We start from the raw sequence: 14,131 nt of genomic DNA on the forward strand, positions 1-14,131 counted from the left end.
ACAGCTACCTGAATACTGTAACAAGGAGAAAAACATGGCTTTGCAGGTTACCGATTCCAATTTTCAAGAAGAAGTTCTCAATAGTGATAAGCCTGTTCTGGTTGACTTCTGGGCTCCGTGGTGCGGACCCTGTCGTGCAATGGGCCCTGTGATTGACGAGCTTGCTGAAGAATTCTCCGGCCAGATTAAGATCTGCAAGATGAATGTAGATGATAACCCCGCATCTCCCGGAAAGTATGGCATCCGTGCTATCCCGACCCTCATCCTCTTCAAGGATGGCGAAGTTGTAGACCAGACCACTGGTGCAGTTTCCAAGAGCAGCATTAAGGAAATGATCAGCAGTAAGGCTCTGTAAATAATGAAGTCTTATGACGCCGTTGTAATTGGGGGCGGCCCTGCCGGAATGGCGGCCGCCCTTTATCTCGCGAGGGCAGGAGTTAATTTTCTTGCCGTCGAAAAGCTGTCCCATGGCGGACAGATGCTCTTGACCGATGAGCTGGAAAATTTCCCCGGATTTCCCGATGGAATCAAGGGGTACGAGCTGGCCGACAGAATGGACAGACACGTTAAACATTACAAGTTTGACCATGTCTACGATGAAGTGCTGCAGATCATTCCCGGTGAGGAGTTCCACGAGGTTGTAATTGCAAACGGTGATCATATTAAAACCCAGGTGGTCATAATCACATCTGGTGTTACTTTCAGGAAATTAAAGGTTCCTAACGAAGAAAAACTGCTTGGGCGCGGTGTGTCTTACTGTGCTCTTTGTGACGGTCACTTTTACCGGGATAAGGTTGTGGCTGTTATCGGCGGTGGTAATTCTGCGCTTGAGGAGTCCATTTACCTTTCCAGGCTTGTAAAGAAGCTTTACCTTGTGCATCGCAGGGATGAATTCAGGGCGGACAGGGTGTATCAGGATAAATGTCTTGCTAACCCGGTGATTGAGCCTGTCCTTAATTCTGTTGTTTCGAAGATTGTCGGTGATACCGAAGTTTCCGGTGTTGAACTTAAGAATATGGCTACCGGAGAGTATTCCGTACTTGATGTGGACGGAGTTTTTATTTTTGTCGGTTTTGATGCCGTGTGCAGCTTTTTCCCAAAAGAGCTGGCACTTGATAAGTATGGATTTATAAAAACAACCTGCGAAATGGAATCAAGTATTCCCGGAATATACGCTGCAGGTGACATCCGCTCTAAGAAATGCAGGCAGGTTGTCACTGCCGTAGGTGACGGCGCTACTGCCGCCACTGCAGCGTATGCGTATCTGGAACATAAATAATGCGAAATAAATTTCTTTCTATTTTTCTAGCTTCTTTTCTATTTATCAGCCTCTCCGGCTGTGGTGTTATTGACTACTATTTCCTTCCCAAGCCTGAAGATACAGCGCAGGAGCTTTTCGAAGCCGGTGTGCAGGCTATGAAGGATAAAGAATATTTTGATGCTACAGAGTACTTTTCCAAGCTGAAAGACCGTTATCCTTTCAGCCCTTATACTGTTAAAGCAGAGATCAGCCTCGGTGATGCGTATTTTCTTGATAAGAAATATTTTGATGCATCTGAAGCATATAAGGAATTTGCAGCCCTGCACCCGGGAAACGATGAAATTCCCTATGTACTTTATCAAATTGGCTTAAGTAACTTTAATCTCTTCAGTTCAATTGATAGGCCTCAGAGTAATATTACGGAAGCCCTTGAATATTTTTACAGGGTTGAGGAAGCTTATCCTGAAACCCAGTATGCAAAATCAGCCAAGGAATATATCGTAAAATGCCGCCGCGCATTGGCAGACCATGAACTTTATATCGCGGACTTTTTCTGGCGTTCTTCAAAGTTCGGTTCTGCATGGAAGCGTTATGCATATGTGGTCAGGAACTTTAAGGATCTGCCGGAAGTTCGTAAGTATGCCATGAAGCAAGCTGAAATGTCTTACTACGAATACCAGAAAACTCTATCTCAAGAAGAGCGTGAGCGTCTTCAGGGAAGCTGGAAAGAGTTGGTCGATTGGCTCTAATTTTTATCACATGTTAAAAGTAAAGCCCGGTAGACATAGGTCTGCCGGGCTTTTATATAGTGAAGTCGGTTTTGGAGGCAAATATGATTGAATTTCCACTTTGGCTACAGGATTACCAGATTGACGATGCGATTTTCGGCGAAGCTTACGAAGCTACTTTGCCACCCCAGCGTGCCTGGTTGAAAAAGACCATAGCGCAAGTCTATGCAGTTAATTCTCCGGAAGCCCCAAGCAGTACATGGAATGTAAATACTTGGCGCGGCGGTTTTGAAACGGAAGTTTCCACTGCTCCGCTGGAATGGACTGTGCTGTTGCTGGATGACAAATCTGTTTCTCCGGTGAGGATTCTGGCTGCGTTGGTTCCGGCTCTCGCTGCCGGGGTTAAGAATATCTTGGCTGTATATTGCGGAGAGGCTGGAATTTCACAGGCAGTTCTTGCCGGGTTTGAACTTGCGGGGCAGGAAGATGTAGTCCATCTGCCTCAGGATAAGGTTGAAGAACTGCTCAATCTTCTCATGCAAAGCGGGGTTGATGGCGCCATCCTTGATCTGCGTGCGAAACTGGCACTTCTCCCGTCCGGGCCTTGCGTACGTTACTGGCGTGCACCGGAAATTTCCAGTATATCAGTTTGTAAGGAAGATGATTCCCCTGATATGGATGTTATGACTTTTGTTCATCCTGATGTTGAATTTGTTGAAGTGGATGAGGATTCCCTTGAAGATATCCGTACTGATGCCGCTGTCGTACCTGCTGAAATTGTCGGAGATGCGCTGACGAGTTTTAATATTGTGCTGGCGCACGGACAGGAAGGTTGCTGGCTCTGGAACGGCTTCAACAGTTCTTTTTTCAAGCGTGAATCTGTCGCTCTAGCTGTAGCTGAATAAGTTCTTTTTACCTGGAAGGTGACCTGTGAATGCAAAACCTGATTTCTCTGCGAAATGTATTGGAAAAATTCGCAATATTGGAATTATTGCTCATATTGACGCCGGTAAGACCACTGTTACCGAACGGATGCTCTATTTTTCAGGAAGAATTCACAGATTGGGAGAGGTTCATGAAGGAACCGCGACCATGGATTATATGCCGGAAGAACAAGAGCGCGGGATTACTATCACATCGGCTGTAACCACATGCTACTGGGGTGATAAAACCGTCAATATTATCGATACTCCGGGGCATGTTGATTTTACCATTGAGGTGGAGCGTTCATTGCGTGTTCTGGATGGCGCGGTCGGTGTTTTTTGTGCTGTCGGCGGAGTAGAGCCTCAGTCTGAAACTGTCTGGCGTCAGAGTGAATCTTATGGTGTCCCCAAGCTTGTGTTTATAAATAAAATGGATCGTTTGGGTGCAGATTTTGAAGCTGTGCTCGAATCCATGGCTGACAAACTTTCCATCAAAAGTCTTCCGGTGCAGATTCCAGACGGTTCCGGGGATGAGTTCTCCGCTGTTTATGATCTTATCCGCATGAAAAAGTTGATCTTTGATCAGGATAGCAATGGTGAAGAATTTGAAGTTCTTGATTTGAATGATCAGGATGAAGAATTTGTTTCACCGTGGCGGGAGCGGATGTGCGAGATTCTTTCCGAAGTCGATGACGAGTTCATGGAAAGGTATCTGGAGGACGACATTGATCCAGAATACATTGACGAAGTCATTCGTAAGGCGACCCTTGAGCTTAAGCTGGTTCCAGTTTTTTCCGGTTCGGCATTGAAGAACGTAGGTGTACAGCCATTGATGGACGGGGTTGGAAAATACCTGCCCAGTCCTTTGGAAGCACCGAAAGTGACCGGAATAAATCCACAGACCGGTGCGGGGCAGGAAGTTGAGCCGTCTGCAAACGGCCCGTTTCAGGCCCTTGCGTTTAAGGTTATCATGGATTCAGGGCGCAAAATGGTGCTTATGCGTATTTATTCCGGTAAGATAGAAGCCGGGGATACGGTACGAAATTTCACGCAGGGCAAAGACGAACGTGTTGCCCGTCTTTTCAAGATTCATGCAGGCCGCAAAGAACGTCTCGATGTTGCTGGAATCGGTGATATAGTAGGGGCTGCCGGACTAAAAGATACCCGTACCGGAGATACTCTTTCCACCTCAGAAACCCCGCTTGTGCTGGAACAGATCGAAATGTACAAGCCTGTTATTTCTATGGCAATAGAGCCGCGCAATGTGGATGAATCCGAAAAGCTGGAAGAAGTTCTGGATAAATATTTACAGGAAGACCCGACTCTTGCTTTGAGAACTGATGAGGATACCGGGCAGATTATTCTTTCAGGCATGGGGGAACTTCACCTTGAGGTAGTTCTTGATCGTATGCGCAGGGAATACAAGCTTGAGCCCAGATCGGGCAAGCCGCAGGTTGTTTATCAGGAAGTTCCCGGTGGTAATGCGGAAGCTGAGGAAGAGTTTGATAAGCTTCTTGGCGAGGACAAGCATTACGGCTACGTGCGACTCTCCGTGGAGCCTCAGGAAAGAGGGGCTGGACGGGATGTGATATTTGAGATTGATACGAGTGAATGGTCTTCAGACTGGATGGACGCTGTTGCCGAAGGGGTGGATGACGGCTTGCAGAGCGGTGTCATCAAAGGATTTCCGGTTCAGGATGTAAAAGTGCGTATTCTTGAACTGCGTAAACGGGACGGGGAATCAAGCGTTCCGGGGTATCATATGGCGGCTGGCAAGGCTTTAAAGGCAGCATTGGCGGCATCTTCACCGAAGCTGATGGAACCGATTATGGATGTAGAGATATCAGTTCCTGATGAATTTGTCGGTGATGTTATCGGCTTGCTTGGAGCTAAGGGCGCGCGTATCGAGAATATGCTTGACCGTAACAGTCAGAAGATTGTTCAAGCATTATCTCCGTTGCGGAATATGTTCGGTTTTTCAACCGACTTAAGATCGGCTACCCAGGGAAGGGCCGGTTTTGCCATGAAGTTCCACAGCTTTGACGTATTGGATTAAATTCAGCAAAGGGAAGTTGATGCAGAGGAATTTTAATAGATGGGAGAAGTTAAAAAGGCTTCTTAAGTTATATTATTTAAAGCTGATGCGTATCAATGCATCACCGCATAACATCGCTATGGGGGTCGCATGTGGTGTTTTCGGGGGCTGTTTTCCGGTTATCCCGGGGCTTCCTCTGCAAACGGTCATTGCTGTTGTAATGGCTTTTTTTACCCGCAGCAGCAAGATTGCCGCTGCTATCGCTACATGGATATCCAATCCGTTTAACTGGCTGCTTTTTTATTACGTGCAGTTTAAGATCGGCACATTTCTGCTGCCGATCGAAGTGCAGTTTGACCCGGCCAAGTGGCAGGTTTCAGATTTTATGGAAATCGGCTGGCAGGGGGTAACCATCCTTGTGTTCGGTGGATTTGTTCTTGGTGTTCCTTTGGCGATAATCGCCTATTTTATTGCTCTGTACTTTATCCGGCGTTATCGCAGGCGTAAAACTTTGCGGATGCTTGCTCGTAGAAATAAATTATAGAGTTGCTTATCCTAAAGTCTTACATAAATAAAAGTTGCTTTTTTTTGTGAGATTTCATGATAATTATAAAAGGTCCTTTGTTTACGAAGGGCCTTTTTTGCATTTTTTACGTCTTTCATAATTATACTGCTTGATTGAAACTAATTAAATGTTTAAAAATAGAAGTGTTTATCAGCCTATTCAAATGACTTGGAGAATTTTTTATGTCTGACGATATGACAACTCAAGTATTCAAGGAAGAAGCGTACGAACTACTGGGCGAGCTTGAAACCTCTTTGCTTGAGCTTGAAGATGTTCCTGATGATATGGATATAATAAACCGTGTTTTCAGGGCATTGCATACGATTAAAGGTTCCGGGTCTATGTTTGGCTTTGAAGCCATTGCTGAATTCACCCATGAAGTAGAGACCGTATTCGATAAGGTCAGGAATGGGGAACTCGAGATATCTAAAAATCTGTTGAGCCTTTCTCTTGCAGCGCGTGATCATATTTATTCTATGCTTGAATCTTCGACCGGAGAAGGTGACAGCAGTGTTGGGAACGGCATCCTTGAAGGTTTGAAAGATGTGGCCGCGGACGGATTAGAAGCTGAGCAGGAAAAAGAGGAAGAAGCTTCTATTGAACCTCCTGAAGAAATAGAAGCCGTTGAAGTTGAAGCTGTGGTTATTGCTGAATCCTCAGCAGATGAGTCTTTGAAAAGCCTATATCAAATTGCCATCAAGGTTGCCGCGGGCAATGATGTTGACGAAGAAGATCTTGATCCTCTTCTGGATGAACTCGGAAAGATTGGCTTAGTGCAGTCTAAAGTCTTGCACAGGGATGACGAAGTCTGGTGGGATGTCATTTTTGAGAGTGATGCGGACTCCATGTCTATTGAGGAGATTTTCTTTTTTACGGACATCCCCGTCACTGTGAATGTTCGTGAAGTCGCACGTGAGGATGTCGAGGATGTTCTTGATCTGACACATGATGACGATGAAGATATTCCTGATGCACCTGAACAGACCAAAAAGATTGGTGAAATCCTTGTGGAAAGGGGCGTTGTGGCCTCTGAAGCCATTGAAGAGGTTTTAGCCGATCAGAAGCCTTTGGGCGAGTTGCTTACTGAAAAGGGCGTAGTCAGCAAGCAGAAAGTGGAAAGTGCTCTTGCAGAACAGACTGCGACAAAAGAATTTAAATCAGCAGCGAAGAAATCACGAAAGAAGGTGGATACGGCTTCTTCGATTAGAGTCTCAGCTGAAAAGTTGGACTATCTTGTGGACCTTGTGGGCGAGCTGGTAATTGTTCAGGCTCAGATCAGTCAGGTCGTCAGTTCCAAGGCCGATCCTTCCCTGACAGCTCTTTCCGAGGAGTTGGAGCGTCTTTCCGATGAACTCAGAGATAGCACCCTCGGAATCAGAATGCTTCCCATCGGGACAACTTTCAGCAAGTTCAGACGTCTTGTCCGTGACCTTTCAGAAGATCTTGGCAAAGAGATTGATCTCAATACAAATGGTGCGGAAACAGAATTGGACAAGACCGTTATTGAACGTCTTGGAGATCCTCTTGTTCATCTCTTGCGTAACTCTATTGATCACGGCATTGAAGGTCCTGAAAAGCGGACAGCAACAGGTAAACCCCGGCGGGGAACCATTACACTCTCTGCTGAGCATTCCGGTGGCGATGTCATGATCCTTATCGAGGATGATGGCAAGGGCATGTCCCGTGAAGTCATTAGGTCTAAGGCGATTGAAAAGGGACTTATTACTGCAGATCAGGATCTTAGCGATAAAGAAGTTTTTAATCTTATTTTTGAACCGGGATTTTCCACTGCCCAGAGTGTCACCAATGTTTCCGGGCGCGGGGTGGGAATGGACGTTGTAAAGCGTGCCATTGATTCCCTGCGAGGCAGCATTGATATCACAAGTAAAGAGGGCAAAGGGACAATCATAACCATCAGGTTGCCGCTTACTCTTGCAATTATTGATGGTTTACAGGTTCGCGTTAGCGATGATTATTTTGTAATTCCTCTCTCTTTGGTTGAAGAGTGTGTCGAACTCACCCGCAAGGATGTGGAAGAGGCTAATGGCCAGCAATTCGTGAATCTGCGTGGCGAGATTGTTCCGTATATCAGGATTCGTGAATGGTTTGAGGTTGAGGGAGAATCTCCGCCAATTGAACAGATTGTCATTACCGGACTTGACGGCAGTCGGATCGGCGTTGTTGTGGATACTGTCATCGGTGAGCACCAGACTGTTATTAAGAGTCTGGGGCGTGTGTACCGTGATGTGGAAGGTATTTCCGGCGCAACGATCAAAGGAGATGGAACTCTCGCATTAATTCTTGATATTCCGAAATTATTCAGGACTGTTCTTACAGAAATCAAGGCGGCTGGCTGATGGTTTTTAAGAATGGCAAAAAGGACAAAAAAAAGTCCAAGAGCCGGGAGCAAGTTCCGGTTTCGCTTATGCCTAAGATGACTGACTCTGATTTTGGCAAATTCAGTAAATTGATCAAGGAGGAGTTCGGGATCAAGATGCCGCCCTCCAAGAAGACAATGCTGGAAGCCCGTCTTCAGAAAAGGTTACGTGCTCTTGGTTTCAGTTGTCATTCACAGTATTGCGATTTTCTGTTCAGTCCCGGAGGATTTGAGAGGGAATTGGCATCACTTATTGATGTAGTTACAACTAATACCACTGATTTTTTTCGGGAGCCTAAGCATTTTGAATTATTGCTGAGCACTGTGTTGCCTGACCTGTGTCAGCGTAACAGCAGGCCGCTGAAAGTCTGGTCTGCTGGCTGTTCCAGCGGAGAGGAACCTTATACCTTATGTATGGTCCTCAATGAGTTTGCAGAAAAGAACCCTAGTTTCAAATACTCTTTAATGGCTACGGATATTTCCACTGATATCTTACGCAAGGCTATTAACGCCGTTTATCCCATGAGCAAGGTGGACGTGGTTCCAATGGCCTTGAAGAAAAAGTACCTGCTCAAAAGCAAAGACCGGGCTAAACCGTTGGTCCGTGTGGTTCCGGCCTTGCGTAATAAAGTGGATTTCCGACGGCTTAATTTCATGGAGCCTTTTCCATTTAAGGACCAAAAAGATATAATTTTCTGTCGCAACGTAGTCATATATTTTGACAGGGCTACACAATACACATTGTTTAAGAAGTTTTGTTCTACTTTATCTAAAGGCGGATACTTGTTTATCGGGCATTCTGAAAGTATTTCAGGGATGGAACTTCCAGTAAGGCAGATTGCTCCCACTGTTTATCAAAAGGTTTAGTTATGAAAAAAACTAAGGTGTTGATCGTTGATGATTCTGCTCTGGTTCGTCAGACGTTGCAGCAGCTTTTCGCTACTGATTCCAGTATAGAGATAGTCGGTAGTGCCGGTGACCCTTTTGCTGCTGCAGAAATAATGAAAAGGGTTGTCCCTGATGTAATCACCCTTGATATTGAAATGCCTAAAATGGACGGACTTACTTTTCTCCGTAAGTTAATGACCCAGCATCCTGTGCCTGTTGTTATTTGTTCTACCCTTACAGAACAGGGCTCGGATGCCTATATGAAAGCTCTTGAATACGGGGCGGTGGATGTGATTACTAAGCCGAAGATAGGTACCAAGAAGTTTTTTGAGGAATCCAGCATTAGGGTTTGTGATGTGGTTAAAGCTGCAGCAATGACCAGACCCAGCAAGCTTTCCGCTCGTCCAATGACAGTTCAGCCCAAGCTTACAGCTGATGCGGTCCTGCCTAAATCCCGGCCTCGGACAACAACTTTGCAGACTACTGAGAAAGTCGTACTTGTTGGAGCCTCCACCGGAGGAACTGAGGCAATTCAAGGCTTTCTGCAAAGCATGCCTCTTGATTGTCCGGGGATTGCAATTGTGCAGCATATGCCGGAAAAATTTACGGCTGCCTTTGCTTCGAGGCTGGATACAATTTGCCGCATTACGGTGAAGGAAGCCAGAGATGGTGACAGTATCTTGAGAGGGCAGGCTTTGATCGCTCCGGGCAATAAGCATATGCTGCTCAAGCGTTCAGGCGCACGTTACTATGTTGAAATTAAAGACGGTCCTCTGGTCAGCCGGCACAGACCTTCAGTAGATGTCTTATTTCGTTCAGGGGCATCAAGTGCCGGGAAGAATGCTGTAGGAGTAATTATGACCGGGATGGGCGATGACGGGGCAAAGGGCATGAAAGAAATGCACGATGCCGGAACATACTGCATAGCACAGGATGAGGCCTCCTGCGTTGTCTTCGGTATGCCGCAGGAAGCCATCAAGTTGGGCGGAGTTGATAAGATTATACCGCTCAAGAATATTCCCGGAGCGGTGGTTAATTTCTGTAACCGTTAGCGGGAGTTATTGCTTTTCGCCTTTATTGTGTTTGTGAACGACAATGTTTACCTCTTCGGCGGTGACCAGTCCTTCAGTCATGTTCTCATTAAGAAATTCTGTGAATTTTTCAATTTTTTCGGGCCTGTCAATAATCTCAATGATTAGGGGCAGGTCTTCGGAAAGTCTGAGTATGGAAGTTGTGCGGACCTGACTGTTTGCACCATAGCCCATTACCCCACGGTACACCGATGCTCCGGCAAGACCTTGATTGCGAGCTTCTTCTACTATTACTTCGTAAAGAGGGCGGTGTTTTATTCTATTTTCCTCTCCAGTGAAGATTTTGAGTCTTATAGCTTTTTCCGGTAGGGTCATGGCGAATTCTCCGTATTAAATGGTTGCTTGGAATCAGGAAACAATCAATCTGCCCAGTGCCAGTCCGCCTACAATGCAGGCAAATCCCAGTATACTCTGGCCTCCGATATTCAGGGCGGTCATGGCCCATTGGCCTGATTTGATCAGGTTGGTTGATTCAAACATATAGGTTGAAAATGTGGTGAATGCTCCCATGAATCCAGTCAGGATGAGGAGCCGCATTTCCGGGGGTAAGCCGAGGCGTTCTTCAAAGAGTCCGGTTACCAGTCCGAAAAACAGACAGCCAATCATATTCACCGAAAATGTTCCTATGGGGAAGGATGTGGCAAACATCCGTTGTGTTACACCGGAAACAAGATAACGGCACAGGCTTCCGGCTGCTCCGCCTGCCGCTATGTATAAATATTTATGCATTTAAGAATCCTTCAGTGGCGTTCATTTATTAATATTTAGTAGCATTTCAAGTTAAGAGAGAAAAGGAAAATGGCCTTAGAAACCGAATTGAAATATCTTAATGCCGATCACGACAAAGCTCGGATGATTATGAAAGAGCAGGGTGCTAAAATGCTTACCCGTCATTATGAACGTAATGTTGTGCTCGATGATCCGGGCCGTACGCTCTATAAAAGGTCGGCTTTGCTGCGGGTACGTCAGGCGGAAAAGGTGACTATGACTGTTAAGCGTATTCCTGCTGGTCCGGTTTCCGGAAAGGCAAAAGTTTATATAGAGCATGAAACTGAAGTCTCAAATTTTGATGAGACCGTGGCGGCATTACAGGTTTTGGGATATTCTCCTGTTTTCAGCTATGAAAAGATACGCGAGGAATGGGAGTTTGCTGGGTGTCATATTTGCCTTGACCAGCTTCCTTTTGGCCCGTTTATTGAAATTGAAGGATCAGAGGACGGAATTTTGTCCTGTGCAGATAAGTTGGGATTGAGTCCTGATGCTGCCTGCACGAAAACATATCATGAGTTAAACCGGGACCATAGGATGGATTGCGGTTTGGAACCTGATGAAAATTTTGTCTTTACTTCTGAAGAAGTTCAAGAGTTACTTTAAGGTTTTGATTTATAGTGTTTTAAGTTTTTTATAGCACAAAAATAAATAAATCTTCCTCGACAGGTGGGGAAATTGTTCTTATTGTTAACTATAGTAGAACATAAAAATATTTAAAGTTTAAAAAAATGGCTGAATATAAAGAAAATTTTGAGTCAGATGTACTGCTGGAGGACGAGCTTAAGGAACCGCGGAAGTTCCGGGTGCTCCTGCACAACGATGATTACACTTCCATGGAATTCGTTGTGGCCGTGCTCATGCAGGTTTTCAGGAAAACAGAAGAGGAATCCACGAAAATAATGCTCCAGGTCCACAATGACGGAGTCGGGGTATGTGGAGTTTACACGGCAGAAGTTGCTGAAACTCGCGTTGAAATGGTCAAGCAGCTTGCACAGCAGGCAGGCTATCCGCTGAAATGCACAATCGAAGAGGTCTAGTATGCTCAGTAAGGCATTGGAACAGGCACTGACTTCTGCGGTTAACGAAGTCAGGCTTAGAAATCACGAATTCCTCACTCTTGAACATCTGTTGTATGCGATAATTCAGGAGGAGATGGGTGCAGACATTCTCGCCGGGTGCGGGGCAGAGCTCTCCAAGCTTCGCAGTCAGCTCGAACGTTTTTTCGATGAAAACCTCGAACCTTTGCCCACTGGTGTGGATACCGAAGTTATCCAGACTTTGGGGGTAAGACGTGTCCTGCAGCGTGCCATCTGGCAGAAGAAGGCCGCAGGTAAGGATGTTGTGGAAGTGGGCGATGTTGTCGCCGCCATGTTTGAGGAAGAAGACTCTTATGCAGTTTACTTCTTGAAGACTCACGACATTTCACGTCTTGATATCCTTGAATATATTTCCCATTCAATGACTGAAAACGATTGGAGTGAGGGGCTTGATATCAGTCCCAATCCGCAGCAGGGTGGAAGTGGTGCTTCTCCCGAAGGCAAGCCTTCCGGAGGCAAGGATGACAAAAAGTCCCCGCTGGAAGAGTTCACCACCAATCTCACTCAGCGTGCCCGGGACGGTAAGATTGATCCGCTCATTGGACGCGATAGCGAAGTAGAGCGGACCTTGCAGGTGCTTTCCCGCAGGCGCAAGAACAACCCCATCTTCGTGGGTGATCCCGGTGTAGGTAAGACGGCCATGGCTGAAGGTCTGGCTCTTGCCATTGCCAAGGATAATGTCCCGCTGTCTTTTTCTGACACAGATGTGTATGCACTTGATATGGGTGCTTTGCTGGCTGGAACCAAGTATCGCGGTGATTTTGAATCCCGTCTTAAGGGTGTGCTGGCTCAGCTTAAGCATAAGGAAGGGGCTATCCTCTTCGTGGATGAAATCCACACCATCGTAGGAGCCGGGGCTGTTAGCGGGGGTTCTATGGATGCTTCGAACATCCTCAAGCCGTTTCTCGCTTCCGGTGAAATTCGTTGTATCGGTGCCACCACCTACGAAGAGTACAAGAACCATTTTGAAAAGGACCGTGCGCTTTCCCGCAGGTTCCAGAAGATCGATATCAGTGAACCTTCTGTTGAAGAGACAATAGAAATTCTCAAGGGCCTCAAGCCTTATTACGAAGAGCACCACAATGTGCTTTATGCGCCTTCAGCTATCAAGGCTGCTGCCGAGCTTTCCGGCAGGCATATCAATGAACGTTTTCTGCCGGACAAGGCAATTGACGTAATTGACGAAGCCGGGGCTTATTACAATCTCAGCCAGCGTAAGCGCAAGGACAACCGCATTGTGGTTTCCGATGTGGAAAAGGTCATTTCCAAGATGGCCCGCATTCCGACAAGGCGTATTACCATGTCCGACCGTTCCCGCTTGCAGGAACTGGACATCAATCTCAAGTCTGTTGTTTTTGGACAGGACGAGGCCGTAGACCTGATTACCAAGGCTATTCTGCGCTCCCGTGCAGGTATGAAGCAGGTCGGCAGACCTACCGGCTCCTTCCTGCTTACCGGACCTACCGGGGTTGGTAAGACGGAATTGGCTCGTCAGCTTGCTTCTACTATGGGTGTTCACTTCATGCGTTTTGATATGAGTGAATACATGGAGAAGCATGCGGTGGCTCGTCTGATTGGTGCTCCTCCGGGCTACGTGGGATTTGATCAGGGCGGTCTGCTCACCGAAGGCGTGCGTAAGAACCCGCATTGCGTGATTCTTTTTGATGAAATTGAAAAGGCTCACCCTGATGTGTTCAACATACTCCTGCAGGTAATGGACTACGCAACCCTGACCGACAACAATGGTCGCAAGGCTGATTTCAGGCATGTTGTCCTGCTCATGACCTCCAATGCCGGAGCGCGTGAAATGGCCAAGGGCGGAATCGGCTTCGGTGCCAGTGTTAAGGGCGGCGAAGACAAGGGCCGTGGACTCAAGGCGGTTGAAAAGATCTTCAGCCCTGAATTTCGTAACAGGCTTGATGGAATCGTTCCGTTCAACTCCCTGCAGATTGACGTTATGGAGCTCATCGTTGAGAAGTTCATCAAGGAACTCAACGGACAGTTGCTCGATAACAGAGTCTCTATCGAGCTGGACAAGAAGTCCCGCCGCTGGCTGGCTGAAAAGGGCCATGATCCGGCCTACGGTGCAAGACCCATGGCCCGTTTGATCCAGACTTCCATCAAGGATGAAATCGCTGATGAAATCCTTTTCGGCAAGCTGGTGAAGGGTGGAACTGTTGCAGTCTCCACTAAGGGTAAGGGCGAAGACGAAAAGCTCAGCTTTAAGTTTAAGACATCTGTTAAGAAGTAAGGCTGTTAAGCTGAATTAATAATTTGAATTCTAAGGGGAAGTTCTTATCAGAACTTCCCCTTTTTGTTGTTTGGATTATAAAATTCATAAGCAATATTATAGCTAAAACTCTATTGCCAAATCATAATAATCAGTTATTATTTA

At 46.4% G+C, this 14,131-nt stretch carries 14 protein-coding genes; 12 read left to right on the plus strand and 2 right to left on the minus strand.

All coding sequences use genetic code 11. The features are described from left to right. Window positions 1–34: 34 nt before the first annotated feature. The 9 genes from trxA to DESAL_RS09140 all read left to right on the plus strand — a co-directional run bounded on the left by trxA (window position 35) and on the right by DESAL_RS09140 (window position 9,829). A complete protein-coding gene (gene trxA, locus DESAL_RS09100; RefSeq protein WP_015851695.1) occupies window positions 35–355 on the plus strand; it encodes a thioredoxin in 321 nt (106 codons plus the stop codon). A gap of 3 nt (window positions 356–358) precedes the next feature. Continuing rightward, window positions 359–1,279, plus strand: coding sequence for a thioredoxin-disulfide reductase (gene trxB / locus DESAL_RS09105; RefSeq protein WP_015851696.1), 921 nt, complete (start codon window positions 359–361; stop codon window positions 1,277–1,279). Then, entirely contained in the window at window positions 1,279–2,010 is a 732-nt protein-coding gene (locus DESAL_RS09110; protein ID WP_015851697.1) for an outer membrane protein assembly factor BamD, read from the plus strand. The genes trxB and DESAL_RS09110 overlap by 1 nt, the downstream gene beginning before the upstream one ends. Window positions 2,011–2,093: 83 nt before the next feature. After that, on the plus strand, window positions 2,094–2,894 hold the full coding sequence (locus DESAL_RS09115) for a hypothetical protein (RefSeq protein ID WP_015851698.1): 801 nt from the start codon (window positions 2,094–2,096) through the stop codon (window positions 2,892–2,894). A 25-nt stretch (window positions 2,895–2,919) separates the two neighbouring features. Continuing rightward, window positions 2,920–4,968 (plus strand): elongation factor G, encoded by a 2,049-nt coding sequence (gene fusA, locus DESAL_RS09120; protein WP_015851699.1) that lies wholly within the window; start codon window positions 2,920–2,922, stop codon window positions 4,966–4,968. A gap of 19 nt (window positions 4,969–4,987) precedes the next feature. Further along, a complete protein-coding gene (locus DESAL_RS09125; protein ID WP_015851700.1) occupies window positions 4,988–5,491 on the plus strand; it encodes a DUF2062 domain-containing protein in 504 nt (167 codons plus the stop codon). A 203-nt stretch (window positions 5,492–5,694) separates the two neighbouring features. Continuing rightward, window positions 5,695–7,869 carry a chemotaxis protein CheA gene (locus DESAL_RS09130; protein ID WP_015851701.1) on the plus strand — a complete coding sequence of 725 codons (2,175 nt, stop codon included), beginning with the start codon at window positions 5,695–5,697 and terminating at the stop codon, window positions 7,867–7,869. Next, complete coding sequence (locus tag DESAL_RS09135) at window positions 7,869–8,756, plus strand: CheR family methyltransferase (protein ID WP_015851702.1); 888 nt, start codon at window positions 7,869–7,871, stop codon at window positions 8,754–8,756. The genes DESAL_RS09130 and DESAL_RS09135 overlap by 1 nt, the downstream gene beginning before the upstream one ends. Before the next feature lie 2 nt (window positions 8,757–8,758). Further along, window positions 8,759–9,829, plus strand: a complete 1,071-nt coding sequence (locus DESAL_RS09140) for a protein-glutamate methylesterase/protein-glutamine glutaminase (RefSeq protein ID WP_015851703.1) — start codon at window positions 8,759–8,761, stop codon at window positions 9,827–9,829. A 6-nt stretch (window positions 9,830–9,835) separates the two neighbouring features. Here the strand turns inward: DESAL_RS09140 and DESAL_RS09145 are convergent, their stop codons facing one another. Then, window positions 9,836–10,183: a DUF190 domain-containing protein gene (locus tag DESAL_RS09145; protein WP_015851704.1), complete on the minus strand. Its 348-nt coding sequence runs from the start codon at window positions 10,181–10,183 to the stop codon at window positions 9,836–9,838. A 33-nt stretch (window positions 10,184–10,216) separates the two neighbouring features. Continuing rightward, complete coding sequence (gene crcB / locus DESAL_RS09150; protein WP_015851705.1) at window positions 10,217–10,597, minus strand: fluoride efflux transporter CrcB; 381 nt, start codon at window positions 10,595–10,597, stop codon at window positions 10,217–10,219. Between the two features lie 69 nt (window positions 10,598–10,666). Here crcB and DESAL_RS09155 point away from each other — a divergent pair, with 69 nt between their 5' ends. From DESAL_RS09155 to clpA, 3 genes are all read left to right on the plus strand, one after another. Beyond that, the gene (locus DESAL_RS09155; protein ID WP_015851706.1) at window positions 10,667–11,242 is read left to right on the plus strand and encodes a class IV adenylate cyclase; all 576 of its coding nucleotides are present in this window, start codon (window positions 10,667–10,669) and stop codon (window positions 11,240–11,242) included. Window positions 11,243–11,367: 125 nt separating this feature from the next. Beyond that, a complete protein-coding gene (gene clpS / locus DESAL_RS09160) occupies window positions 11,368–11,676 on the plus strand; it encodes an ATP-dependent Clp protease adapter ClpS (protein ID WP_015851707.1) in 309 nt (102 codons plus the stop codon). Between the two features lies 1 nt (window position 11,677). Next, entirely contained in the window at window positions 11,678–13,987 is a 2,310-nt protein-coding gene (clpA, locus tag DESAL_RS09165) for an ATP-dependent Clp protease ATP-binding subunit ClpA (RefSeq protein ID WP_015851708.1), read from the plus strand. Window positions 13,988–14,131 lie beyond the last annotated feature (144 nt).

Source organism: Maridesulfovibrio salexigens DSM 2638 (assembly GCF_000023445.1).
GTDB lineage: Bacteria > Desulfobacterota > Desulfovibrionia > Desulfovibrionales > Desulfovibrionaceae > Maridesulfovibrio > Maridesulfovibrio salexigens.

What these genes read in the sequence shown, in the direction of transcription:
- trxA (WP_015851695.1), top strand. Translation starts at nt 35, where the DNA reads ATGGCTTTGCAGGTTACCGATTCCAATTTTCAAGAAGAAGTTCTCAAT.
- trxB (WP_015851696.1), top strand. Translation starts at nt 359, where the DNA reads ATGAAGTCTTATGACGCCGTTGTAATTGGGGGCGGCCCTGCCGGAATG.
- DESAL_RS09110 (WP_015851697.1), top strand. Translation starts at nt 1,279, where the DNA reads ATGCGAAATAAATTTCTTTCTATTTTTCTAGCTTCTTTTCTATTTATC.
- DESAL_RS09115 (WP_015851698.1), top strand. Translation starts at nt 2,094, where the DNA reads ATGATTGAATTTCCACTTTGGCTACAGGATTACCAGATTGACGATGCG.
- DESAL_RS09125 (WP_015851700.1), top strand. Translation starts at nt 4,988, where the DNA reads ATGCAGAGGAATTTTAATAGATGGGAGAAGTTAAAAAGGCTTCTTAAG.
- DESAL_RS09130 (WP_015851701.1), top strand. Translation starts at nt 5,695, where the DNA reads ATGTCTGACGATATGACAACTCAAGTATTCAAGGAAGAAGCGTACGAA.
- DESAL_RS09135 (WP_015851702.1), top strand. Translation starts at nt 7,869, where the DNA reads ATGGTTTTTAAGAATGGCAAAAAGGACAAAAAAAAGTCCAAGAGCCGG.
- DESAL_RS09140 (WP_015851703.1), top strand. Translation starts at nt 8,759, where the DNA reads ATGAAAAAAACTAAGGTGTTGATCGTTGATGATTCTGCTCTGGTTCGT.
- DESAL_RS09145 (WP_015851704.1), bottom strand. Translation starts at nt 10,183, where the DNA reads ATGACCCTACCGGAAAAAGCTATAAGACTCAAAATCTTCACTGGAGAG.
- crcB (WP_015851705.1), bottom strand. Translation starts at nt 10,597, where the DNA reads ATGCATAAATATTTATACATAGCGGCAGGCGGAGCAGCCGGAAGCCTG.
- DESAL_RS09155 (WP_015851706.1), top strand. Translation starts at nt 10,667, where the DNA reads ATGGCCTTAGAAACCGAATTGAAATATCTTAATGCCGATCACGACAAA.
- clpS (WP_015851707.1), top strand. Translation starts at nt 11,368, where the DNA reads ATGGCTGAATATAAAGAAAATTTTGAGTCAGATGTACTGCTGGAGGAC.
- clpA (WP_015851708.1), top strand. Translation starts at nt 11,678, where the DNA reads ATGCTCAGTAAGGCATTGGAACAGGCACTGACTTCTGCGGTTAACGAA.